Source organism: Streptomyces bohaiensis (genome assembly GCF_012033785.1).
Taxonomy (GTDB): domain Bacteria; phylum Actinomycetota; class Actinomycetes; order Streptomycetales; family Streptomycetaceae; genus Streptomyces; species Streptomyces bohaiensis.
In genome coordinates this window covers 1-24,268 of record NZ_JAAVJC010000027.1, presented here as the reverse complement: position 1 = coordinate 24,268, position 24,268 = coordinate 1, and the positions used below count along the sequence as shown (strand labels likewise).

The window sequence follows — 24,268 nt, the reverse complement described above, 5'->3', positions numbered from 1 at the left end:
TCCCACCGCGGCGTGACCCACCGGTCAGGGCTTGACCTCGCGGAACCAGCGCGCCGCCCCCGGATGCAGCGGGATCGGGGCGGTCGCGGCGGCGGTGCGGGGGTTGATCTGGTAGGCCTCGGGCCTGGTCCGCGCCAGCCGTCCGGCACCGCGGACCGTGGTGCCCGTCAGCTTCGTCGCCACGTCGTCGGGGAACTCGCGCCGCACCGCGAGGAGGGTGGGCACCGCGAGCGTCCGGGTGGTCGCCACCCCCGGATAGACGGTGCCGGAGATGGTCACCGGCAGGTACTCGCCCGGGTGGGCCCGCTGGATCGCCTCGGCCTCGGCGCCCAGGTCCACGAAGTGGATCTCCGCGTCCTGGTCCAGCAGCCAGGCGATCGCCGGGGTCGGCATGGCGGTGAGCGAGGCGACCGCGTCGACCTCGCCGGCGACCAGGGCCCGCGCCGCCTCCTTCTGGCCCAGGTCCAGCTCCTCGACCTCCACGCCGGCGGCGGCCAGCATCCGCCCGCCGGTGAACCGCGTCCCGGAGCCGGGCAGCCCCATCGCGACGGGCCGGCCGGCGAGATCCTGCAGCGTGCGGATCCCGCTCTCCCGCAGCGTCACCAGATGCACGACGGAGTCGAAGATCCGCAGCAGCGCCGGCGTCTCGTCCCGGTGGGAGAGCAGCACGTCCACGTTGGCGTAGGCGAGGTCCACCTCGTCGGAGAGGAGCAGCCGCACGTTGTCGACCGACGCCTCGGTGAAGACGACCTCCACCGCGCGGCGGCCGAGCGTCTCGTTCCACAGCTCGGTCAGGGCCGCCCCGGACTCACGGTAGGTGGCGCCCTCCGGTCCGGTCGCCAACCGCAGACCGCGGACATCGGGGGAGGGGGACGTGTCGCACGCACTGAGAGCGACGACTCCGACGCCTGCCGCCAGCAGTGCGCGCCGGGAGAGCTCGCGCGCCGGCGCCAATGTCAGATCAACCCCAATTTCTGCCCGGTTTCGTTGCTGTAACGCGCACTCACTATCAGTGTGATGCGACCCACAAGATAGCAGTCAGAGGGATGGACGACCCATGACGAGTACGCCGACGACGTCGACGGTGAAAAAGAAGAAGAAGCCCATATACACGCACCTGTACTTCTGGGTGCTGCTGGGTATCGCGCTGGGCATCGCCATCGGCATCGCGGCACCGGGTGTCGGTGCCGAGATGAAGTGGCTCGCCGACCTCTTCATCAAGCTGGTCAAGGTGGTCATCGCCCCGACCATCTTCGCGACCGTCGTCGTCGGCATCGCCGGTATGGGCAACCTCGCCAAGGCCGGCGGGCTCGCTCTGCGGACCGTGCTCTACTTCAACATCACCACGGTCTTCGCCCTGGCCATCGGCCTCGTCGTCATCAACATCTGGCAGCCGGGCGCCGGTCTGGGCTACGACATCGACTCGTTCGACACCTCCGCGGCCGACAACGCCATCTCCTCCGCGGGCGAGGCCGACGCCGGCTTCACCGGCTTCCTCCTCGGCCTGGTGCCGACCTCCTTCGCCAGCGCCTTCGTCGACGGCCAGCTCCTCCAGGTCCTGCTGCTCGCGATCCTCGTCGCCTGCGCCCTCACCATGCTCGGCGCCCGCGCCGAGGGCATGATCCGCGGCCTGGACACCTTCGCCAAGGTCATGTTCGGCGTCATCAAGCTCGTCATGTGGGTCGCCCCCCTCGGCGCCATGGGCGGCATCGCCTTCACCATCGGTGAGCACGGCTCCGCGATCCTCGGCTCGCTCGCCTCGTTCATGGTGTCCTTCTGGGTCACCTGCCTGCTCTTCATCTTCCTGGTGCTCGGCCCCATCTGCTACGCCTCGGGCTTCAGCCTGATCAAGTACATCCGGTTCATCAAGGACGAGCTCCTCATCGTCCTCGGCACCTCCTCCTCCGAGACCGTGCTGCCCCGCATGCTCACCAAGCTGGAGGCGGCGGGTACCCCCAAGCACGTCGTCGGCATGACCATCCCGACCGGGTACTCCTTCAACCTGGACGGCACCGCCATCTACATGTCCATGGGCGCGCTCTTCATCGCGCAGGCCTTCGGCGTGGACGTCTCCATCTGGACCCAGATCGGCCTGCTGGTCTTCATGCTGATCTCCTCCAACGGCGCCGCCGGTGTCTCCGGCGCCGGCCTGGTCACCCTGGCCGCCTCGCTGGCCGCCTTCGACTCGGTCATCCCGGTCGCCGGCATCGCGCTCATCGTCGGCATCGACCGCTTCATGAGCGAGGGCCGCGCCCTGACCAACCTCACCGGCAACGGCATCGGCACGCTCGCCATCGCCCGCTTGACGGGCGACCTCGACCGCGACCGCCTCACGTACGTCCTGGACAACCCCGACACCGTCGACGTGGACGCGCTGATGAAGGCCGAGGCCGAGGCCGGCATGAACGAGATCAACGAGGGTGAGAAGTCCCAGGACGCCCTCGCCACCGACCCCGTCGACCAGGACGGCGCCGACACCGACCGCGACGGGAAGACCCCCGAGGAAGCCGGCAGCCCCCGCGGCTGACCCCCGCGGGCGGCTCCGCCCGCCCCTCCCCGGCCCGGCCCGGTACCCCTCATCCGGGGTACCGGGCCGGGCCTGTCCCGTCGACCGTCGCCGCGGCCCACCCGCCCCCGACGCGACCCCCGCCGAGCGCGCTACATTCCGAACGTGGAACTCAGACAGCTGGAGCACTTCGTCGCGGTCTGCGAGGAGCACCACTTCACCCGCGCCGCCCACCGGCTCCGGATCGCCCAGTCCGGCCTCTCCGCCTCGATCAAGTCGCTGGAGACCGACCTCGGCACCCCGCTCTTCGTCCGCACCACCCGCAGCGTCCGCCTCACCGACGCCGGTCGGGCGCTGCTCGGGGAAGCCCGCCGAACCCTGGAGTCCGCCTCCGCCGCGCGCGACGCGGTCGCCGCCGTCCAGGGGCTGGTCACCGGCAGCCTGGCGCTCGGCACCGAGCAGTGCATGGGCGTCGTCGAACCCGCGGACCTCCTCGCCGACCTGCGCAGCCGCCACCCCGGCATCACCGTCCGCATGGTCCAGGACGGCTCCGACGCGCTCGTCGCCGGTGTCCGCGACGGCCGGCTCGACCTGGCGTTCGTCGTGCACGACGGCACCGAGGAGGGCGTCTCCGTGCGGCCCGTCGCCCGCGAACCGCTGATGCTGCTCTGCGCCCCCGGGCACCCGGCGGCCGCCGCCGGCACCCGCGCCCCCGCCGACCTCGCCGGCGAGAGCTTCGTCGACCTCCACCCCGGCTGGGGAGCGCGGCGCGCCGCCGGCGCGGCCTTTTCCGCCGCGGGCGTGGCGCGGGAGGTCGCGCTCCAGGTGAACGACGTCCACACCCTGCTGGAACTGGTCCACCGCGGCATGGGCGTCGCGGTCGTGCCGCGCCCCGTCACGCGGAAGCAGGCCGCGACCGGTCTGACCGCCGTGCCCCTGGAGACCGACGTCACCTGGGCCGTCGGGATCGCGCTGCCCGCCACCGGCCGCCCCTCCCCGGCGGCCCGGGCCCTGCTGGAGTTGATTGAGCGCCCGGCGCGATGAATCCCATCGGGCCAGGACGTTGGACGTGCCGTCCCCGGGGAACCAGAGTGAGCAGCACGCGGCGGAGCGGACGCTGATCCGCACCGCCGGTTGTCCACATCTGTGAGAAGGGCAGTTCGGCATGGCGCAGACAGTGCGCGGGGTGATCGCCCGCGGCAAGGGGCTCCCGGTGGAGCTGACCGACATCGTGGTGCCCGACCCCGGACCCGGCGACGCGGTGGTCCGCATCCAGGCATGCGGGGTGTGCCACACCGACTACCACTACCGCGAGGGCGGCATCTCCGACGACTACCCCTTCCTGCTCGGGCACGAGGCGGCGGGCATCGTGGAGTCCGTCGGCGACGGCGTCACCGACGTCGCCCCCGGGGACTTCGTCGTCCTCAACTGGCGCGCGGTCTGCGGCGCCTGCCGCGCCTGCAAGCGGGGCCGCCCCCAGTACTGCTTCGACACCCACAACGCGTCGAAGAAGATGACGCTCACCGACGGCACCGAACTGGAGCCCGCCCTCGGTATCGGCGCCTTCGCCGACAAGACCCTGGTCGCCGCCGGGCAGTGCACCAAGGTCGACCCCGCCGCCCGCGCCGCCGCCGTCGGCCTGCTGGGCTGCGGCGTGATGGCCGGCCTCGGCGCGGCCGTCAACACCGGCAACGTCGGCCGCGGCGACACCGTCGCCGTCATCGGCTGCGGCGGCGTCGGCTGCGCCGCCGTCGCGGGCGCCCGCCTCGCCGGCGCCGCCACGATCATCGCCGTGGACATCGACGCGGCCAAGCTGGACACCGCCCGCTCCATCGGCGCCACCCACACCGTGAACTCGCGCGAGACCGACCCGGTCGAGGCCATCCGCGAGTACACCGGCGGCTTCGGCGCCGACGTCGTCATCGAGGCCGTCGGCCGCCCCGAGACCTACAAGCAGGCGTTCTACGCGCGTGACCTCGCCGGCACCGTCGTCCTGGTGGGCGTCCCCACCCCCGAGATGACCCTGGAACTGCCGCTGCTCGACGTCTTCGGACGCGGCGGCGCGCTCACGTCGTCCTGGTACGGCGACTGCCTGCCCTCGCGCGACTTCCCCGTGCTGACCGACCTCTACCTGCAGGGCCGGCTCGACCTCGACGCGTTCGTCACCGAGACGATCGGGATCGACGCCGTCGAAGCCGCGTTCCACCGCATGGAGAAGGGCGAGGTGCTCCGCTCCGTGGTCGAGCTGTGAGCACCGGGCGCATCGACCACCTGGTCACCTCCGGCACCTTCTCCCTCGACGGCGGCACCTGGGAGGTCGACAACAACGTCTGGATCGTCGGGGACGACGAGGAGGCCGTCGTCATCGACGCCGCCCACGACGCCGACGCCATCGTCGCCGCGCTCGGCGGCCGGCGGCTGCTGGCCGTCGTCTCCACCCACGCCCACGACGACCACGTGGACGCCGCGCCCGCGCTCGCCGAGCGCACCGGCGCGCCGATCCTGCTGCACCCGGCCGACCGGGAGCTGTGGGACCGCACCCACCCCGACCGCGCCCCCGACGGCGAACTGGCCGACGGCCAGGTGCTGACCGTCGCCGGCGTCGAGCTGCACCAGATCCACACCCCGGGCCACAGCCCCGGCGGGGTCTGCCTGTACGCCCCCGCCCTCGGCACGGTCTTCACCGGCGACACCCTCTTCCAGGGCGGCCCCGGCGCCACCGGGCGGTCGTTCTCCGACTTCCCGACGATCGTCGAGTCGATCCGGGAACGGCTGCTGACCCTGCCGCCCGCCACGGTCGTCCGCACCGGCCACGGCGACTCCACCACGGTGGGGGACGAGGCGCCGCACCTCCAGGAGTGGATCGACCGCGGGCACTGAGCCCCGCCACCGCCCGACCCCGCCACTGCCACCGCCCGCCACAGCGCGGCGGCCCGGCACGGCCCCGACCGTTTCCGCCGCCTGGCGGGCGGCGGAAACGGCCGGTGGGGGGATCGGGTGCGGTGGGAGGGGGCGGCGCGCACGGACGTGCCGCCCCCTCCCACCGAGCGGCACGGCGGCGGGTGTCACCCCCGGCCGCCGCGCCGCGGCGCCGTCAGTTCACCGGCGGGTGGGCGTTGGCCAGCAGCTGCTGGAACTGCGCGGGGAACCAGTGACCGGACACCGGGGCGTCCGGCAGCGCGCCCGAGGGGTTGAAGCCGTTCTGCGCGTTGCCACCGTAGGTGGGGTCGCACATCCGGTCGAAGCCCTTGCCCTCGTCGTTCGGGATCTCACGGCTGGAACCGTCGGACTCCCCCGGGGGCTTCATCCACACGTAGGCGTCGATACCGGCCGCCGGCGAGGCGACCGGGCGCTCACCGAGGCCCGCCCCGGCCTGGTTGCACCAGTTCCCGAGGTGGTGGCGCTGGTCGTAGCGTCCGCCGTCCACGTACGCGTTGACGTTGGTCTGCGGACCCGGGCCGGTGGGCCGGTTGGGGCCGCCCCAGCCGTTGCGGGAGGTGTCGATCAGCATCCCGATGTTCGAGGGGAAGCCGAGCTGCACCAGCTGGGTCCGCAGCGCCTGCGCGAACGTCAGCTCGTCGGTGTACTGGTTCCAGTCGATCCAGGAGGACTGCCGGACCGGGGTGCCGTTGACCGTGTCGCCGATGGAGAAGTGGTCCTCCTTCAGCGCGCTGAAGTTCGAGGTGTTGGAGATGAACCCCGCGACATCGGAGGGCGAGGCCCCTTCGGCGTTGGCGGCCTGGTAGAAGAGCTGGGCGGCCGGGCCGAAGTTGTCGTCCCACCCGAGCCAGCCGTGGTGCCCGGCGTCGACGTAGTTGTAGACGTTGTCGATGTCGCCGAGCGTGGCCAGCGCGTAGCCGACCCCCTTGACGTAGTTGCCGTTGGCCAGCATCTGGTTGCAGAGCGGCGTCGCCGTCGGCCGGCTGCCGACGTTGGTGATGAGGTTGGGCAGCGAGTCGATCTCGATGACCGTGACGATCCGCAGGTCGGCGTAGGCCGGGTCGGAGAGGATGTCGGCGATCGCGTCGATGTACTCGGTCTTGTACCGGTCGAGCTCCTCCGGCCCCAGCTCGCCGCTGGAGGAGAGCGCGGCGCAGTCACGCCCGGGCAGGTTGTAGATCACGACCTGGAAGACGAAGTCGTCGTGGCCCTGTGCCTGGACCACCGCCTCGTCGAGGTGGTCCGCGAGCCCCATCTCGCGGCCGGCGCCCTGGTTGCCGGCGATGGCCGCGGTGCGGTCCATCCAGACTCCGGTGGGCTGGTCGGCGATGGCCGAGCCGCCCGGTTCGCCGGCCGCGTTGGCCGACCACTCGGGGTTCACGTAGACGCCGGCGCCGGCGTAGGGGTTGTCGACCCGCTGCATGGTCCGCGGGGCCTCCTCGGCGCCGGCGGTGCCGAGGGTGGAGACGGTGAGGGCCGCCGCACCGACGAGGGCGCCGGCGACGAGCGCGGGCCTCCTGCGTCGGTGGGGGGTGCGGTCGGTGCGGCTCATGGGGTTCCTCTCGAACGTCGTGTCGTGCGGGGCGCGGTCGTCCGTGCGTCCCGCGCACGGCGGGTGGGGAGGTGCGGGACACGCCCGCCGCGGCGGCGGCTGCCGGGATGCGGCGGGTCGTGCCGTGGTGCCCATCGGGGATGCGGTGCCGCGGCCGGGCCGCGCAGCGGACCGGGCGGATGACGTCGCGAGGTGGGGGTGGCGACGGTGGGGACGCTCCTCCCCGGCCGTACTGCGTCCCGGGGGCCGCGCCGGTGCTCGGTCGGCGGGGCGCACCGGGAGGGGCGCGGGGTGGTGAGGAATGGTGCGGCTCGGAGCGACCCCGGTGCCACGACCCGTCGTCACGACGGACCCGACAACCGTGGAACCGCTCCCACTAGTTGGATGGGAACGTACAGCCAACTTCCGGGCCCGCCAAGGGGGCCGGGAAAGATTCCGCTCCGGCCTGCGGCGATGCGGGAATGTCGACGCGAGGGGTTGACGCTCCGCCGTCGACCGTTCACCGTGGGAGCGCTCCCACTAGTTCGGTGCGGCGGGACGGCCGCACCGTGCGCGACGCTCGCTCCTCACCACCCCCACACCCGAGCCGCTGAGGAGGCACGATGCCGATCCCGTTCGGATCGCCACCCCCACCCGGCACCACCCGGCCCACCCGCTCCCGCCCCCGCCGCCTGCCGCTGCTGGCCGGCGCCCTCGCCCTCTCGCTGCCGCTGGGCCTCGCCGCCGCCTCGCACTCCGGCGCCCAGCCGCACCTCGCTCCCACCGGACTCGCGGCCCAGCAGTACGAGGACCGGTTCCTGGAGCTGTACGACCAGATCATGGACCCGGCCAACGGCTACTTCTCGGAGGAGGGCATCCCCTACCACTCCGTCGAGACGCTGATCGTCGAGGCACCGGACCACGGCCACGAGACGACCTCCGAGGCGTACAGCTACCTGATCTGGCTGCAGGCCGCCTACGGCAAGGTCACCGGCGACTGGGACCCGTTCAACGAGGCCTGGCAGGTGATGGAGGACTACGTCATCCCGGGCTCCGCCGACCAGCCCACCACCGGGTTCTACAACCCGCAGGCCCCGGCCACCTACGCCCCCGAGTACGGCGACCCCTCCTCGTACCCGGCGCCGATGGACAACGGCGTCTCGGTCGGGGTCGACCCGCTCGCCGGCGAGCTCGCCGCCACCTACGGCACCAACGACATCTACGGGATGCACTGGCTCCAGGACGTCGACAACGTGTACGGCTTCGGCAACGCCCCCGGCGCGCCCTGCGCCGGCGGCCCGGACACCCCCGGCCCGTCCTTCATCAACACCTTCCAGCGCGGGCCCGAGGAATCGGTGTGGGAGACCGTGCCGCACCCCTCCTGCGACGACTTCTCCCACGGTGGGGCCAACGGGTACCTCGACCTGTTCATGGACGACAACGGGTACGCCGAGCAGTGGCGCTACACCAACGCGCCCGACGCCGACGCGCGCGCCGTGCAGGCCGCGTTCTGGGCCAACAAGTGGGCCACCGAGCAGGGCAACGAGGGCGAGATCGCCGCGACGCTGGACAAGGCCGCGAAGATGGGCGACTACCTGCGGTACGGCCACTACGACAAGTACTTCAAGCAGCCGGGGTGCACCAGCCCCTCCTGTGCGCCGGGCACCGGCAAGAACAGCGCCAACTACCTGCTCTCCTGGTACTACGCCTGGGGCGGCTCGACCGACACCTCCGGCGGCTGGTCGTGGCGCATCGGCAGCAGCCACAACCACTTCGGCTACCAGAACCCGATGGCCGCCCACGCCCTCTCCGCCGACCCGGACCTGGTACCGGCCTCCCCGACCGCGCAGGGCGACTGGGAGACGAGCCTGGAGCGCCAGGTCGAGTTCTACCGCTGGCTGCAGTCGGCCGAGGGCGGGATCGCGGGCGGCGCCACCAGCAGCTGGGGCGGCGCCTACGGCAACCCGCCGGCCGGGACGGCGACCTTCCACGGCATGTACTACCAGGAGGCGCCGGTCTACGTGGACCCGCCGTCCAACCAGTGGTTCGGCATGCAGGCGTGGTCGATGCAGCGGCTCGCCGAGCTGTACCTGGAGACGGGCGACGCCACCGCCGGCGAGGTCCTCGACAAGTGGGTCCCCTGGGTGCTCTCCGAGACGACGGTCGGCGCCGACGGCGACTTCGCCGTCCCCGCCACCCTCGCCTGGTCGGGCCAGCCCGACGACTGGAACCCGGCCGATCCCGGTGACAACGCCGGGTTGTCGGTGACGGTGACCGACCACAACCAGGACGTCGGCGTCGCCGGCTCCCTCGCCAACGCCCTCGCCTTCTACGCCGCCGCCACCGGGCACACCGAGGCGCAGGCCGCCGCGGCCGGGCTACTGGACGCGCTGTGGGAGCACCGGGACGACGTCGGCATCGCGACCCCCGAGTCCCGCGGCGACTACAGCCGCTTCGACCAGGAGGTGTACGTCCCGCCGGGGTGGACCGGAACCATGCCGAACGGCGACGTCATCGACTCCGACGCCACCTTCGCCTCGATCCGCGGCTTCTACGAGGACGACCCCGACTGGCCGAAGGTGCAGGCGTACCTCGACGGCGGGCCGGAGCCCGTCTTCGAGTACCACCGCTTCTGGGCCCAGGCGGACGTCGCACTCGGGCTGGCCACCTACGCCGACCTGTTCGGCGAGGACGACTGAGCGATCCCACCGCACGCCGCGACGGCGTGCCCGATGACGACGACGGCGGGCCACTCCGCCCGTGCCCGCCGCCGTCCCCTGCCCGCCCGGGCACCGGAGCCTCGCGCCCGGTGCCCGGGCGGTGCAGCGCAGGGCCCCGCAGCACGCCGCGGGGCCCTGCGTCCGTGCGCCCGGCGGCGGCCCGTGCCGCGACGTGCGGCCGCGTACCACCCCGGAACCGGATTTTGGCGGCACCCCGCCAACGGCTATCGTGGTGCGGTATGCCTCCGTCCGGCTGAATCCCGCCGCCGGGGGAACGTCAACCTCTCACCAGGACCCGGAGAGAACCATGGCTCCCAAGAAGAAGAAGGTCGCGGGGCTGATCAAGCTCCAGATCAAGGCCGGCGCCGCCAACCCGGCCCCGCCGGTCGGCCCCGCGCTGGGCCAGCACGGCGTCAACATCATGGAGTTCTGCAAGGCCTACAACGCGGCCACCGAGTCGCAGCGTGGCTGGGTGATCCCGGTGGAGATCACGGTCTACGAGGACCGCTCCTTCACCTTCATCACCAAGACTCCGCCGGCCGCCAAGATGATCCTCAAGGCCGCGGGCATCGAGAAGGGCTCCGGCGAGCCGCACAAGACCAAGGTCGCCAAGATCACGGCCGACCAGGTCCGCGAGATCGCCACCACCAAGATGCCCGACCTCAACGCCAATGACCTGGACGCCGCGTCCAAGATCATCGCCGGCACCGCCCGGTCCATGGGCGTGACCGTCGAGGGCTGAACCGCCCCCACCCGTGGAAGGGCCTGCGCGGGCCCGTACCACGACTCCCCGAACCACACAGCACCACTGGAGGAGCAGAAGTGAAGCGCAGCAAGTCGCACCGCGGCGCCGAGGCCAAGATCGACAGCGCGCGGCTCTACGCCCCGCTCGAGGCCGTCCGGCTCGCCAAGGAGACGACCTCCACCAAGTTCGACGCCACCGTCGAGGTCGCCATGCGTCTGGGTGTCGACCCGCGCAAGGCCGACCAGATGGTCCGTGGCACCGTGAACCTCCCGCACGGCACCGGCAAGACCGCCCGGGTCCTGGTCTTCGCGACCGGTGACCGTGCCGAGGCCGCGCGTGCCGCGGGCGCCGACATCGTCGGCGCCGACGAGCTGATCGACGAGGTCAGCAAGGGCCGTCTGGACTTCGACTCCGTCGTCGCCACCCCGGACCTCATGGGCAAGGTCGGCCGCCTCGGCCGCGTGCTCGGTCCGCGTGGTCTGATGCCGAACCCGAAGACCGGCACCGTCACCCCCGACGTGGCCAAGGCCGTCACCGAGATCAAGGGCGGCAAGATCGAGTTCCGCGTGGACAAGCACGCGAACCTGCACTTCATCATCGGCAAGGTCTCCTTCGAGGAGGCGCAGCTCGTCGAGAACTACGCCGCCGCGATGGAGGAGATCCAGCGTCTGAAGCCGTCCGCGGCCAAGGGCCGGTACATCCGCAAGGCCACCATCGCCACCACGATGGGCCCCGGCATCCCGGTCGACGCCAACCGCACCCGCAACCTCCTGGTGGAGGACCCGGCCGTCTGATCGGCCGGGCCCGCCCCTCGGGCGGGACCGCGAGCAGCACCCGGCGCCCGTCGCCGACCCCTTCCCGGGGCCGGCGACGGGCGCCGTCGCGTGCCGTCCTCGCAGCCGGGAGCGGGGAGTGCTGTCTCCGTTCTGCTACGGAACGGGCTCGAACCGGCTTGTTGTCCTACCCGTGGGCTAACGTCGCAACTCCTACAACAGCACACAGTCCCTTGGGGGGATGATGCGTTCCATGCGCAAGGCCATCACTGCGGCGCTCGCCGCCGGCGTTCTGGTCTCGACCGCCGCGTGCAGCTCCGACGACAGCTCGTCGGACGGCGACGCGAAGAGCGGTGGCCTGGCGGAGGCGCTGCGCGCCTCGCAGGAGAAGTCGGCGGAGGCCAGCACCGTCGCCGTCACCGCGACGATGTCGATGGACATGCCCGAGGGCATGGCCTTCTCCTACGAACTCTCCGGCGTCACCGGCTGGGACCCGCTGGCCATGGACGTCACCATGGACATGACCGAGTTCTTCGAGGCGATGGCCGAGATGATGGGTGACGACTCCGGGGAGGTTCCCGAGGCCGTCATGAACCTCCGTTTCATCGACAACGTCATGTACATGGGCGGCACCCCCTTCGAGGAGGAGCTCGACGGGGCGAGCTGGGTCAAGATCGACCTCGAGGACGTCGACCCGAACGACCCCGCCTTCGCCCAGACCGCCGAGCAGCTGAAGTCCGCCGAGAACATGGCCCAGAGCCCCGCCTCGCAGGTCGCCCTGCTGCTCGAGAGCGACGACGTCGAGCACGTGGGCAGTGAGGACCTCGACGGTCGGGCCACCGAGAAGTACGCCGGCACGCTGACCGCCGAGGAGCTCGTGGCGGCCGACGCGTCGGCCGCCCACATGAACGAGGAGGACGTCGAGGACCTGCTGGCGACGCTGGAGCAGATGGGCGCCGACGGCTTCGAGCTCACCGTCTGGGTCGACGAGGACGATCTCCCCGCCCGCATCGACATGCGGTTCGCGGTCGAGGAGGGTGGCGAGGTCTCCTACTCCACCGTCTACGAGGACTACGGCATCGAGCTGAACGTCGAGGCCCCGGACGAGGCGGACGTCGTCGACTTCGCCGACGCGCGCGGCGCCGGTCTCTGACCGGAAGCAGTACCTCGGGCGGGACTCCCGCTCCCTGACGGGCCCGGGCTCCGCGTCGTGTCGGGGCCGCGCGCCGGCATCCGCCGTCCGGGCGATTTGCCGCGAGGCGCCCGGACCGTCTAATCTCGTCACGAAGCCAGAGACCGCTGGTTGTCGCCGGGCCCGATCCCGGCGGCCGAAGGATTCGCGAACGCGGATCGCCCGCGCAGGTGATCGAGGAAGCCTCCGACGAGTGCGCCCGCCAGGTGCCCGTCCGGACCACGCCCCGCGCCTGCGCCGGGGCGTTTCGTGTTCTCACGCCCCTTCCGTGCGGTCCGTGACACCCGGAAGGAGGGCCGAGGTTCATGGCAAGCCCTGACAAGGTCGCAGCGGTCGCTGAGATCAAGCAGAAGTTCGAGAACTCGAACGGCGCTGTCGTGACCGCGTACACCGGTCTCACCGTGGCGCAGATCAAGGACCTGCGCCGGGCTCTCGGTGAGGACGCGCAGTACCGCGTCTCGAAGAACACGCTGACCAAGATCGCGGCCAACGAGGCCGGGATCGCCGAGCTGGACGAGCACCTCACGGGCTCGACCGCCGTCGCCTTCCTCACCGGTGACCCGGTGACGGCGGCGAAGGGTCTGCGCAACTTCGCGAAGGAGAACCCCGCCCTCGTCATCAAGGGTGGCGTGCTCGACGGCAAGGCGCTGTCCGCCGACGAGATCAACAAGCTCGCGGAACTGGAGTCCCGCGAGGTGCTGCTCGCCAAGCTGGCCGGCGGCATGAAGGCGTCCATGGCGAAGGCCGCGGCGACCTTCCAGGCTCCGCTCACGAAGCTCGTCCGCACCGCGGACGCGCTCCGGGACAAGGTCGAGCAGGGCGGTGGCGCTTCGGCGGCTCCCGCCGAGGCCGAGTGAGGTAGCTCCACCTCGCACCCGCGGCCGACGGCACATCCGTGACGCCGGACGCGACAACCGCCAGACAGCCCGGCAACAGCCGGTTTAGTGGAAGGACCGCCATCATGGCGAAGCTCACCCAGGACGAGCTGCTCGAGCACTTCAGCGGCATGACCCTCATCGAGCTCTCCGAGTTCGTGAAGGCCTTCGAGGAGAAGTTCGACGTCGAGGCCGCCGCCCCGGTCGCCGTCGCCGCCGGTGCCGTGGCCGGTGCCCCGGCCGAGGCCGCCGCCGAGCAGGACGAGTTCGACGTCATCCTCACCGGTGCCGGCGAGAAGAAGATCCAGGTCATCAAGGTCGTGCGTGAGCTGACCTCCCTGGGCCTGAAGGAGGCCAAGGACCTCGTGGACGGCACCCCCAAGGCCGTCGTCGAGAAGGTCGACAAGGCTGCCGCCGACAAGGCCAAGGAGGCCCTCGAGGGCGCCGGCGCCTCCGTCGAGGTCAAGTGACCTGAGGTCACCGCACCGGCGTGACGCGGGCTCCGGTCCGCGGCGCCGGCGGGTGGCGCAGGCCACCCGATCCGCCGCAGCACCTTCGTGCGCCCCGGGCGCGCGCAGGGGCTCGGCACCTCACGGTCACTCGTAAGAGGACTGTGGAGACGTGAGAGGCGATCACCCAGCCGGGTGATCCCCTCTTCTCGTTCACCGTCCCGGACGCGGCCGTCCTTGCCTTGTCGGTGGTCAGGGGTATGGTGATCTTTCGTCGCCGTCCCGTGGAGGCGGCGCGAAGGGATCGTCCCCTCTTGACGAACCGCACCCTTCGCGCGATTCTCGGGACGCCCCGCTGGTGCGACGGGACATCGATTCCGGATTTCAGGCATGGATCGGTGTCGGGGCGGGAAACAATGCGGCAGACACACCGCTACCGGCGACGAGGCGGCCGGGACGGTGGAGGTCGGAGGGCGGCCGCGTCGTTGGGGCTGTGACGGTCCCGGTTGGGTATTGGACATCAGTGTGTCTTGTGGCTACACTGTCCCTTTGCGCTGCCTGTATTGCTCCCCCTGTCCGTCACCAGTGGGACCGGCATGCGCGCAGAGAGTCCGAGCCCTCGGAAGGACCCCCTCTTGGCCGCCTCGCGCAACGCCTCGACCGTACACACGAACCACGGCGCCAGCACTGCACCGCTGCGCGTCTCTTTTGCGAAGATCAAGGAACCGCTCGAGGTTCCGAATCTCCTTGCCCTGCAAACCGAGAGCTTCGACTGGCTCCTCGGCAACGAGGCCTGGAGGTCCCGCGTCGAGGCCGCGCTGGACAGCGGGCAGGATGTCCCGACCAAGTCCGGTCTGGAGGAGATCTTCGAGGAGATCTCCCCGATCGAGGACTTCTCGGGCTCGATGTCGCTGACCTTCCGCGACCACCGCTTCGAGCCGCCGAAGAACTCCATCGACGAGTGCAAGGAGCGCGACTTCACGTTCGCCGCGCCGCTCTTCGTCACTGCCGAGTTCACCAACAACGACACCGGCGAGATCAAGTCCCAGACCGTCTTCATGGGTGACTTCCCCCTGATGACCAACAAGGGCACCTTCGTCATCAACGGCACCGAGCGCGTGGTCGTCTCGCAGCTGGTGCGGTCGCCGGGCGTCTACTTCGACACCTCCATCGACAAGACCTCCGACAAGGACCTCTTCTCGGCCAAGATCATCCCGTCCCGGGGTGCCTGGCTGGAGATGGAGATCGACAAGCGCGACATGGTGGGCGTCCGCGTCGACCGCAAGCGCAAGCAGTCGGTCACCGTCCTGCTGAAGGCGCTGGGCTGGACCTCCGAGCAGATCCTGGAGGAGTTCGGCGAGTACGAGTCGATGCGCGCCACCCTGGAGAAGGACCACACCCAGGGCCAGGACGACGCGCTCCTCGACATCTACCGCAAGCTGCGTCCGGGCGAGCCGCCGACCCGTGAGGCCGCCCAGACCCTGCTGGAGAACCTCTACTTCAACCCCAAGCGCTACGACCTCGCGAAGGTCGGCCGCTACAAGATCAACAAGAAGCTGGGCGGCAACGAGCCGCTCGACTCCGGCGTGCTCACCACCGAGGACGTCGTCGCCACCATCAAGTACCTGGTCCGCCTGCACGCCGGCGAGACCGAGGCCGTGGCGATCGACGGCGAGCCGCTGGTCGTCGAGACCGACGACATCGACCACTTCGGCAACCGCCGCCTGCGCAACGTCGGCGAGCTGATCCAGAACCAGGTCCGCACCGGTCTCGCCCGCATGGAGCGGGTGGTCCGCGAGCGCATGACCACCCAGGACGTCGAGGCGATCACGCCGCAGACCCTGATCAACATCCGGCCGGTCGTCGCCTCCATCAAGGAGTTCTTCGGCACTAGCCAGCTGTCGCAGTTCATGGACCAGACCAACCCGCTGTCGGGTCTGACCCACAAGCGCCGCCTCTCGGCGCTCGGCCCCGGTGGTCTCAGCCGTGAGCGGGCCGGCCTCGAAGTGCGTGACGTGCACCCCTCGCACTACGGCCGCATGTGCCCGATCGAGACCCCTGAAGGCCCGAACATCGGTCTGATCGGCTCGCTCGCCGCGTTCGGTCGGGTCAACGCCTTCGGTTTCGTGGAGACCCCGTACCGCAAGGTCGTCGAGGGCGTCGTCACCGACGCGGTGGACTACCTCACCGCCGACGAGGAGGACCGCTTCGTCATCGCCCAGGCCAACGCGCGCCTGGACGACGACATGCGCTTCGCCGAGAACCGCGTCCTCGTCCGCCGCCGCGGCGGCGAGATCGACTACGTCACCGGCAACGACGTGGACTACATGGACGTCTCGCCGCGCCAGATGGTGTCGGTCGCGACCGCCATGATCCCGTTCCTGGAGCACGACGACGCCAACCGCGCGCTCATGGGCTCCAACATGATGCGCCAGGCGGTGCCGCTGCTGAAGGCGGAGTCCCCGCTGGTCGGCACCGGCATGGAGTACCGCTCCGCCACCGACGCCGGCGACGTCATCCGCGCCGACCAGGACGCGGTCATCACCGACGTCTCGGCGGACTACGTCTCCGCGGCCAACGCCGACGGCACCAACGTCACCTACCGCCTGGCCAAGTTCCACCGCTCCAACCAGGGCACCTCCTTCAACCAGAAGGTGCTGGTGAGCGAGGGCCAGGAGGTCATCGCCGGCCAGGTCATCGCCGACGGCCCCTCCACCGAGTCCGGTGAGATGGCGCTCGGCAAGAACCTGCTGGTCGCGTTCATGCCCTGGGAGGGCTACAACTACGAGGACGCGATCATCCTCAGCCAGCGGCTGGTCCAGGACGACGTGCTCTCCTCGATCCACATCGACGAGCACGAGGTCGACGCGCGCGACACCAAGCTCGGCCCCGAGGAGATCACCCGGGACATCCCGAACGTCTCCGAGGAGGTCCTCGCCGACCTCGACGACCGCGGCATCATCCGCATCGGCGCCGAGGTCGAGGCCGGCGACATCCTCGTCGGCAAGGTCACCCCGAAGGGCGAGACCGAGCTGACCCCCGAGGAGCGGCTGCTCCGCGCGATCTTCGGCGAGAAGGCGCGCGAGGTCCGCGACACCTCGCTGAAGGTCCCGCACGGCGAGACCGGCAAGGTCATCGGCGTCCGCGTCTTCGACCGCGAGGAGGGCGACGAACTGCCCCCCGGCGTGAACCAGCTGGTCCGCGTCTACGTGGCGAAGAAGCGCAAGATCACCGATGGTGACAAGCTCGCCGGCCGTCACGGCAACAAGGGCGTCATCTCCAAGGTGCTGCCGGTCGAGGACATGCCGTTCATGGAGGACGGCACCCCGGTCGACGTCATCCTCAACCCGCTGGGCGTCCCCTCCCGGATGAACCCGGGCCAGGTCCTGGAGATCCACCTCGGGTGGCTCGCCTCCCAGGGCTGGAAGGTCGAGGGCATCGACGCGGAGTGGAAGAAGCGCCTCGCCGCGATCAGCGCCGACGACGTCGCCCCCGGCACCAACGTCGCGACCCCGGTCTTCGACGGTGCCCGCGAGGACGAGATCGCCGGCCTCTTCGAGGCGACGCTCCCCAACCGGGACGGCGACCGCATGGTCCAGCCCTCGGGCAAGGCCCAGCTCTTCGACGGCCGCTCCGGCGAGCCGTTCCCCGAGCCGGTCTCCGTCGGCTACATGTACATCCTGAAGCTGCACCACCTGGTCGACGACAAGCTCCACGCCCGGTCGACCGGTCCGTACTCCATGATCACCCAGCAGCCGCTCGGTGGTAAGGCCCAGTTCGGCGGCCAGCGCTTCGGCGAGATGGAGGTGTGGGCGCTCGAGGCGTACGGCGCCGCGTACGCCCTGCAGGAGCTGCTGACCATCAAGTCCGACGACGTCACCGGCCGGGTGAAGGTCTACGAGGCGATCGTCAAGGGCGAGAACATCCCGGAGCCCGGCATTCCCGAGTCCTTCAAGGTGCTCATCAAGGAAATGCAGTCGCTCTGCCTCAACGTGGAGGTGCTGTCCAGCGACGGCATGTCCATCGAGATGCGTGACACCGACGAGGACGTCTTCCGCGCGGCGGAGGAGCTCGGCATCGACCTGTCCCGGCGCGAGCCGAGCAGCGTCGAAGAGGTCTGACGGGTTCGCGCCGGGTCACCCACCCCGGGTGACCCGGCGCCGCCCCGGACCCCGATCAGACTTCTTTTCACCCGGTCACCCGCCCCACGGGGCGGGAGGCCCAACCCCTGAGAGGGATTGACGAGAGTGCTCGACGTCAACTTCTTCGACGAACTCCGCATCGGCCTGGCCACCGCCGACGACATCCGCCAGTGGTCCCACGGTGAGGTCAAGAAGCCGGAGACCATCAACTACCGCACCCTCAAGCCCGAGAAGGACGGCCTCTTCTGCGAGAAGATCTTCGGCCCCACTCGGGACTGGGAGTGCTACTGCGGCAAGTACAAGCGCGTCCGCTTCAAGGGCATCATCTGTGAGCGCTGCGGCGTCGAGGTGACCCGCGCCAAGGTGCGCCGTGAGCGGATGGGCCACATCGAGCTCGCCGCCCCCGTCACCCACATCTGGTACTTCAAGGGCGTCCCCTCGCGCCTGGGGTACCTGCTGGACCTCGCGCCGAAGGACCTCGAGAAGGTCATCTACTTCGCCGCCTACATGATCACCTTCGTGGACGAGGAGCGCCGCACCCGCGACCTCCCCTCCCTGGAGGCCCACGTCTCCGTCGAGCGCCAGCAGATCGAGCAGCGCCGCGACGCCGACCTGGAGGCCCGTGCCAAGCGCGTCGAGAACGACCTCGCCGAGCTGGAGGCCGAGGGCGCCAAGGCCGACGCGCGCCGCAAGGTCCGCGAGGGCGCGGAGCGTGAGATGAAGCAGCTGCGCGACCGCGCGCAGCGCGAGATCGACCGCCTCGACGAGGTGTGGAACCGGTTCAAGAACCTCAAGGTCCAGGACCTGGAGGGCGACGAGCTGCTCTACCGCGAGCTGCGCGACCGCTTCGGCACCTACTTCGACGGTTCGATGGGCGCCGCCGCGCTGCAGAAGCGGCTGGAGACCTTCGACCTCGACGAGGAGGCCGAGCGCCTCCGGGAGATCATCCGCACCGGCAAGGGCCAGAAGAAGACCCGCGCCCTGAAGCGGCTGAAGGTCGTCTCCGCGTTCCTGCAGACCCGCAACAGCCCCAAGGGCATGGTGCTGGACTGCGTCCCGGTCATCCCGCCGGACCTCCGCCCGATGGTGCAGCTGGACGGTGGCCGCTTCGCCACCTCCGACCTCAACGACCTGTACCGCCGGGTGATCAACCGGAACAACCGCCTGAAGCGCCTGCTCGACCTCGGTGCCCCCGAGATCATCGTGAACAACGAGAAGCGGATGCTTCAGGAGGCCGTCGACGCGCTGTTCGACAACGGCCGCCGCGGCCGGCCGGTCACCGGCCCGGGCAACCGTCCGCTGAAGTCGCTCTCCGACATGCTCAAGGGCAAGCAGGGCCGCTTCCGTCAGAACCTCCTCGGCAAGCGTGTGGACTACTCCGCGCGTTCCGTGATCGTCGTCGGTCCGCAGCTCAAGCTGCACCAGTGCGGTCTGCCGAAGGCGATGGCGCTGGAGCTGTTCAAGCCCTTCGTCATGAAGCGGCTGGTCGACCTCAACCACGCCCAGAACATCAAGTCGGCCAAGCGCATGGTCGAGCGTCAGCGCACCGTGGTGTACGACGTCCTCGAAGAGGTCATCGCCGAGCACCCCGTGCTGCTGAACCGTGCGCCCACGCTGCACCGCCTCGGCATCCAGGCCTTCGAGCCGCAGCTGGTCGAGGGCAAGGCCATCCAGATCCACCCGCTCGTCTGCACCGCGTTCAACGCGGACTTCGACGGCGACCAGATGGCCGTGCACCTGCCGCTCTCCGCGGAGGCGCAGGCCGAGGCCCGCATCCTGATGCTGTCCTCGAACAACATCCTCAAGCCGGCCGACGGCCGGCCGGTCACCATGCCGACCCAGGACATGGTGCTGGGGCTGTTCTTCCTCACCACCGACGCCGAGGAGCGCGTGCTCAAGGGCGAGGGCCGGTCCTTCGGCTCCACCGCGGAGGCCATCATGGCCTTCGACGCCGGCGAGCTGTCCCTCCAGGCCGAGGTCGAGATCCGGTTCCCGGTCGGCTCCGTGCCGCCCCGCGGCTGGACCCCGCCGGCGCCCACCGAGGCCGACGTGGACTCCGGCGTGGCCGAGTGGCAGGTCGGCGACCCGTTCCGGCTGAAGACCACCCTCGGTCGCGCGCTCTTCAACGAGCTGCTGCCGGAGGACTACCCGTTCGTGCAGATCCCGGTCGGGAAGAAGCAGATCTCCGAGATCGTCAACGATCTCGCGGAGCGCTACCCCAAGATCGTGGTCGCCGCCACGCTGGACAACCTCAAGTCCGCCGGTTACTTCTGGGCCACCCGGTCCGGCGTCACCGTCGCCGTCTCCGACATCCTGGTCCCCGAGGCCAAGAAGGAGATCATCGCCTCCTACGAGGCGCGTGACGAGAAGGTCCAGAAGCAGTACGAGCGCGGTCTGATCACCAAGGACGAGCGCACGCAGGAGCTCATCGCGATCTGGACGGAGGCCACCAACAAGGTCGCCGACGTGATGAGCGCCAACTTCCCCAAGACCAACGCGATCTTCATGATGGTGGACTCGGGTGCCCGAGGAAACATGATGCAGATGCGGCAGATCGCCGGTATGCGTGGTCTGGTGTCGAACGCCAAGAACGAGACCATCCCGCGTCCCATCAAGGCGTCGTTCCGCGAGGGTCTGTCCGTGCTGGAGTACTTCATCTCCACCCACGGTGCCCGTAAGGGTCTGGCCGACACCGCGCTGCGTACCGCCGACTCCGGGTACCTCACCCGTCGTCTGGTGGACGTCTCGCAGGACGTCATCATCCGCGAGGACGACTGCGGCACCGACCGCGGTCTCAAGCTGGCGATCGCCGTCCGCGACAGCGAGGGCGTGCTGCGCAAGACCGAGAACGTCGAGTCGAGCGTCTACGCCCGCTGCCTCGCCGAGGACATCACGGTCGACGGTCAGCTGCTGGCCCCGGCCAACACCGACCTCGGTGACGTCCTCATCGACGAGCTGGTCAAGCACGGTGTGGAGACGGTCAAGACCCGCTCCGTCCTCACCTGCGAGTCCGCGGTCGGCACCTGCGCCCGCTGCTACGGCCGCTCGCTGGCGACCGGCAAGCTGGTGGACATCGGCGAGGCGGTCGGCATCATCGCCGCCCAGTCGATCGGTGAGCCCGGCACCCAGCTGACGATGCGTACCTTCCACACCGGTGGTGTGGCGGGTGACGACATCACGCAGGGTCTGCCCCGTGTCGTCGAGCTCTTCGAGGCCCGGCAGCCCAAGGGTGTCGCCCCGATCTCCGAGGCCGTCGGCCGCGTGCGGATCGAGGAGACCGAGAAGACCAAGAAGGTCGTCATCACGCCGGACGACGGCACCGACGAGCAGCCGTACGCGGTCTCCAAGCGTGCGCGTCTGCTGGTCGGCGAGGGCGACCGCGTGGTCGTCGGTCAGCCGCTGACCGTCGGTGCGATCAACCCGCACGACGTGCTCCGCGTGCTGGGCCAGCGCCAGGTGCAGATCTACCTGGTCGACCAGGTCCAGAAGGTCTACAACTCGCAGGGCGTGGCCATCCACGACAAGCACATCGAGATCATCGTCCGGCAGATGCTCCGCCGGGTGACGATCATCGAGTCGGGCGACGCCGAGCTGCTGCCCGGCGAGCTGGTCGAGCGCTCGAAGTTCGAGGGCGAGAACCGGCGCGTGGTCTCCGAGGGCGGTCACCCCGCCTCCGGCCGTCCGCAGCTGATGGGCATCACCAAGGCGTCGCTGGCCACCGAGTCGTGGCTGTCGGCGGCCTCCTTCCAGGAGACGACCAGGGTCCTCACCGACGCGGCGATCAACGCCAAGTCGGACTCCCTGATCGGCCTCAAGGAGAACGTCATCATCGGTAAGCTCATCCCGGCCGGTACGGGTCTCTCCCGCTACCGCAACATCCGGGTGGAGCCCACCGAGGAGGCGAAGTCCGCGATGTACTCGGCCGTCGGTTACGACGACATCGACTACTCGCCGTTCGGCGCCGGCTCCGGCCAGGCGGTGCCGCTGGACGACTACGACTACGGCCCCTACCAGGGCTGAGCCGCAGCGCTCCGCACCACGCAGACGGGCGGTCGCTCCCTCACGGGGGCGGCCGCCCGTCGGCGTTGTGCGGGCAGGCTCCGGGCTTCCGGGTTTCCGACCTCCCGGGAGTGGGCTACGGCAGCAGGATGCGGGCGGTGACCGGGAGGTGGTCGCTGCCGGTGGCGGGGAGCGTGCGGAGGTCCGTGACGGTGGCGGTGCGTGCCATGACCTGGTCGATCCGGGCGACCGGGAGTCCGACGGGGAAGCTGAACCCGAAGCCGCGCTCCGGGACGTTCAGCTGCTCGGTGAGCGAGGAGAGTCCGCGGTCCTCGGTGGTGCCGTTGAGGTCGCCCAGCAGGATCACCGTGCCCGGTGCCTCCTCCGCGATCACGCGGCCGAGCAGCGCGGCGCTCTCGTCGCGGCGCTGGGAGGAGAGGCCGCCGGCGCCCAGGCGCATCGACGGGAGGTGGACGACGTGGACGACGACCTCCCCGTGCGGGGTGGCGGCCACTGCCCGCAGTCCGCGGTTCCACGGCTCGGTGAGATCGCGCGGCTTGATGTCCAACGCGGTGACCTCGGTCAGCGGGTGCTTCGACCACAGGGCGACGGTGCCTCGGACGGCGTGGTGGGGGTACTCCGGGTCGAGTGTCCGCCGGTAGCTCTCCACGGCCTCCGGGAGCAGCTCCTGGACGCCGATGAGGTCGGGCCCGGCGGCGGCCATCGCACGGGCGGTGCCGACCGGGTCGGTGTTCTCGTCGCTGACGTTGTGCTGGAGCACCAGCAGTTCGCGCGGCTGCGGGCCTGGTCCGGGGAGCAGCAGCGGGCCGAAGAGCACGCCCCAGGCCGCCAACGGCAGCAGCACCGCCACGGCGGCGAGCGCGGAGCGCCGCAGCAGTGCGGCGAGGAGGAGAACGGGGACGGCGAGGCCCAGCCAGGGCAGGAAGCTCTCCAGCAGACTGCCCAACCGGAGACCGGCGTTGGGCACGGAACCCGGGAAGGTGAGGAGCAGCGCGGTCAGCAGGGCGAGCGCCGCGGGCACCCGGCCCCGGGGTTCTCGCCACGTCGGTCGCGGGTCGCGTGCGCCGGTGTCGACGCCGGTGTCGGCGGAAGTAGCTGTCACAGGGGGCAGGACGCGGCCCTGCCCGTGGTGGTTTCGGCGGTGCCCGGACGGTCGGACGCGGTGGTCGACGACCAGAGGGGAGAGGGGCGCAACCGCTGCCGCCGCCCACGCGACGGGAGGGTGCCGGGACCTGCCCCGACACCCCCCTTCGCGCGTCCCGCCCGCCACGCGCGCGGCCCCGACCTCACCGGCCGGCCCCCGGTGCGGCCGGCAGCAGGGACGGCACGGTCAGGCGACCTCCTCCCCGAGGTCCTCCGGAGCCTCGCCGCGCTCGACCAACTCGCCCACGGCGTCCTCCTTCATGGCCTTCCAGAGCGGTGCGGCCGCCTCTTCGTCGAGGATGACGACGGACTGCCCGCCGATGGTCTCGGTGCCGACGACCGGAGCGTTCATGAACCGCACCTCCTCGTCGTCCAGGCTGCGAAGTCCCCAGGCCAGATCGCGGATGTCGCTGTTGCTCAACCCGTCGTCGACGCTGACGACATCGCCCACGGCGTTGAGCAGCCCGTTAAGCCGGGTGGGGCTGGAGAGGGTGTCCGAGCTGAGTGTCTGTTCCAACAGCGAGCGCAGGAAGTGCTGTTGCCGCCGGTTGCGGTCGAGGTCGCCCTCGGGCAGCCCCTTGCGTTCACGGACGTAGTCCAACGCGTCGCGGCCGTCCAGGCGTTCGCCGTCCACCCGTACTCCGCCGACGGCGTCGGTGAGTTCGCGGAACCCCGCCCAGTCGATGACGGCGAGGTGGTCTATCCGGAGGTCGGTGAGGTTCTGCACCGTCTCCACCATCAGCGCCGGCCCGCCCCAGGAGTAGGCGGCGTTGAGCTTGGAGCTGCCGTGGCCGGGCACCTCCACCCAACTGTCCCGCGGCAGCGAGACGATGGTGGCGGCGGAACGGTCCGCGGGTATCTGGAGCAGCATCATCGTGTCGCTGCGCGCGGCCCCCGCCTCCCAGGCGGCCGGTTCGCCGTCGGCGGTGACCTCGGTGTCCCCGACGCCGGTGTCCGGTGCCGACTCGGCGTCGAGGCCGACGAGGAGGAAGACCAGTGAGTCGCCCTCGATCCGCTGCGGCTGCTGCTCCTCGGGCATGGTGGGCATCGCCTGCGGGATGCGCTTGATGCTGTCCAGGCTCTCCTCGGTGCGCCAGTAGGCCCAGCCGGCACCGGCGGCGCCGAGCACCAGCAGCCCGGCGAGGCAGGCCGCGAGGACCTTCGGCCAGCGGCGTCTTCGGCGGGTCGGCGGTGCGGCGCCGGGGGTGGGGGAGTCGGCGGTCGTGTCGACC

At 70.6% G+C, this 24,268-nt stretch carries 15 protein-coding genes and 1 pseudogene; 12 read left to right on the top strand and 4 right to left on the bottom strand.

Translation table 11 applies throughout. The features are described 5' to 3' along the window. Positions 1-24: 24 nt before the first annotated feature. Entirely contained in the window at positions 25-954 is a 930-nt protein-coding gene (locus tag HCN52_RS05920; protein WP_168087306.1) for a TAXI family TRAP transporter solute-binding subunit, read from the bottom strand. A 103-nt stretch (positions 955-1,057) separates the two neighbouring features. Between HCN52_RS05920 and HCN52_RS05915 the strand changes: the two genes are divergently transcribed. The 4 genes from HCN52_RS05915 (at position 1,058) to HCN52_RS05900 (ending at position 5,386) form a co-directional block, all read left to right on the top strand. Continuing rightward, on the top strand, positions 1,058-2,527 hold the full coding sequence (locus tag HCN52_RS05915; RefSeq protein WP_168087305.1) for a cation:dicarboxylate symporter family transporter: 1,470 nt from the start codon (positions 1,058-1,060) through the stop codon (positions 2,525-2,527). A 144-nt stretch (positions 2,528-2,671) separates the two neighbouring features. Further along, on the top strand, positions 2,672-3,550 hold the full coding sequence (locus tag HCN52_RS05910; protein ID WP_168087304.1) for a LysR family transcriptional regulator: 879 nt from the start codon (positions 2,672-2,674) through the stop codon (positions 3,548-3,550). A gap of 121 nt (positions 3,551-3,671) precedes the next feature. Next, positions 3,672-4,757 carry an S-(hydroxymethyl)mycothiol dehydrogenase gene (locus HCN52_RS05905; RefSeq protein ID WP_168087303.1) on the top strand — a complete coding sequence of 362 codons (1,086 nt, stop codon included), beginning with the start codon at positions 3,672-3,674 and terminating at the stop codon, positions 4,755-4,757. Then, a complete protein-coding gene (locus HCN52_RS05900) occupies positions 4,754-5,386 on the top strand; it encodes an MBL fold metallo-hydrolase (RefSeq protein WP_168087302.1) in 633 nt (210 codons plus the stop codon). Before HCN52_RS05905 ends, HCN52_RS05900 begins: the two co-directional genes overlap by 4 nt. A 214-nt stretch (positions 5,387-5,600) precedes the next feature. Here the strand turns inward: HCN52_RS05900 and HCN52_RS05895 are convergent, their stop codons facing one another. Beyond that, positions 5,601-6,998 (bottom strand): glycoside hydrolase family 6 protein, encoded by a 1,398-nt coding sequence (locus HCN52_RS05895; protein ID WP_168087301.1) that lies wholly within the window; start codon positions 6,996-6,998, stop codon positions 5,601-5,603. A 770-nt stretch (positions 6,999-7,768) separates the two neighbouring features. On the opposite strand from HCN52_RS05895, the pseudogene HCN52_RS05890 reads away from it, so the two are divergent. From HCN52_RS05890 to HCN52_RS05855, 8 genes and pseudogenes are all read left to right on the top strand, one after another. After that, positions 7,769-9,676, top strand: a pseudogene (locus HCN52_RS05890) (glycoside hydrolase family 48 protein); the annotation flags it as partial. 328 nt (positions 9,677-10,004) lie between these two features. After that, positions 10,005-10,439, top strand: a complete 435-nt coding sequence (rplK, locus tag HCN52_RS05885; protein ID WP_167935620.1) for a 50S ribosomal protein L11 — start codon at positions 10,005-10,007, stop codon at positions 10,437-10,439. Positions 10,440-10,519: 80 nt separating this feature from the next. Then, the gene (gene rplA, locus HCN52_RS05880) at positions 10,520-11,236 is read left to right on the top strand and encodes a 50S ribosomal protein L1 (RefSeq protein WP_168087299.1); all 717 of its coding nucleotides are present in this window, start codon (positions 10,520-10,522) and stop codon (positions 11,234-11,236) included. Positions 11,237-11,468: 232 nt separating this feature from the next. Further along, on the top strand, positions 11,469-12,368 hold the full coding sequence (locus HCN52_RS05875) for an SCO4651 family lipoprotein (RefSeq protein ID WP_168087298.1): 900 nt from the start codon (positions 11,469-11,471) through the stop codon (positions 12,366-12,368). A 344-nt stretch (positions 12,369-12,712) separates the two neighbouring features. Next, the gene (rplJ, locus tag HCN52_RS05870; protein ID WP_167933001.1) at positions 12,713-13,264 is read left to right on the top strand and encodes a 50S ribosomal protein L10; all 552 of its coding nucleotides are present in this window, start codon (positions 12,713-12,715) and stop codon (positions 13,262-13,264) included. Between the two features lie 104 nt (positions 13,265-13,368). After that, positions 13,369-13,752 carry a 50S ribosomal protein L7/L12 gene (gene rplL, locus HCN52_RS05865; protein ID WP_168087297.1) on the top strand — a complete coding sequence of 128 codons (384 nt, stop codon included), beginning with the start codon at positions 13,369-13,371 and terminating at the stop codon, positions 13,750-13,752. Positions 13,753-14,366: 614 nt separating this feature from the next. Continuing rightward, positions 14,367-17,852, top strand: coding sequence for a DNA-directed RNA polymerase subunit beta (gene rpoB / locus HCN52_RS05860; RefSeq protein WP_168087296.1), 3,486 nt, complete (start codon positions 14,367-14,369; stop codon positions 17,850-17,852). Between the two features lie 126 nt (positions 17,853-17,978). Beyond that, positions 17,979-21,893: a DNA-directed RNA polymerase subunit beta' gene (locus HCN52_RS05855; protein WP_168087295.1), complete on the top strand. Its 3,915-nt coding sequence runs from the start codon at positions 17,979-17,981 to the stop codon at positions 21,891-21,893. Positions 21,894-22,008: 115 nt separating this feature from the next. Here the strand turns inward: HCN52_RS05855 and HCN52_RS05850 are convergent, their stop codons facing one another. Together HCN52_RS05850 and HCN52_RS05845 are read right to left on the bottom strand one after the other, a co-directional pair. Further along, positions 22,009-22,995 (bottom strand): endonuclease/exonuclease/phosphatase family protein, encoded by a 987-nt coding sequence (locus HCN52_RS05850; protein WP_312876562.1) that lies wholly within the window; start codon positions 22,993-22,995, stop codon positions 22,009-22,011. Between the two features lie 228 nt (positions 22,996-23,223). Further along, positions 23,224-24,268: LCP family protein (locus tag HCN52_RS05845; protein WP_312876561.1), on the bottom strand; the 1,045-nt coding region annotated here is incomplete at its 5' end.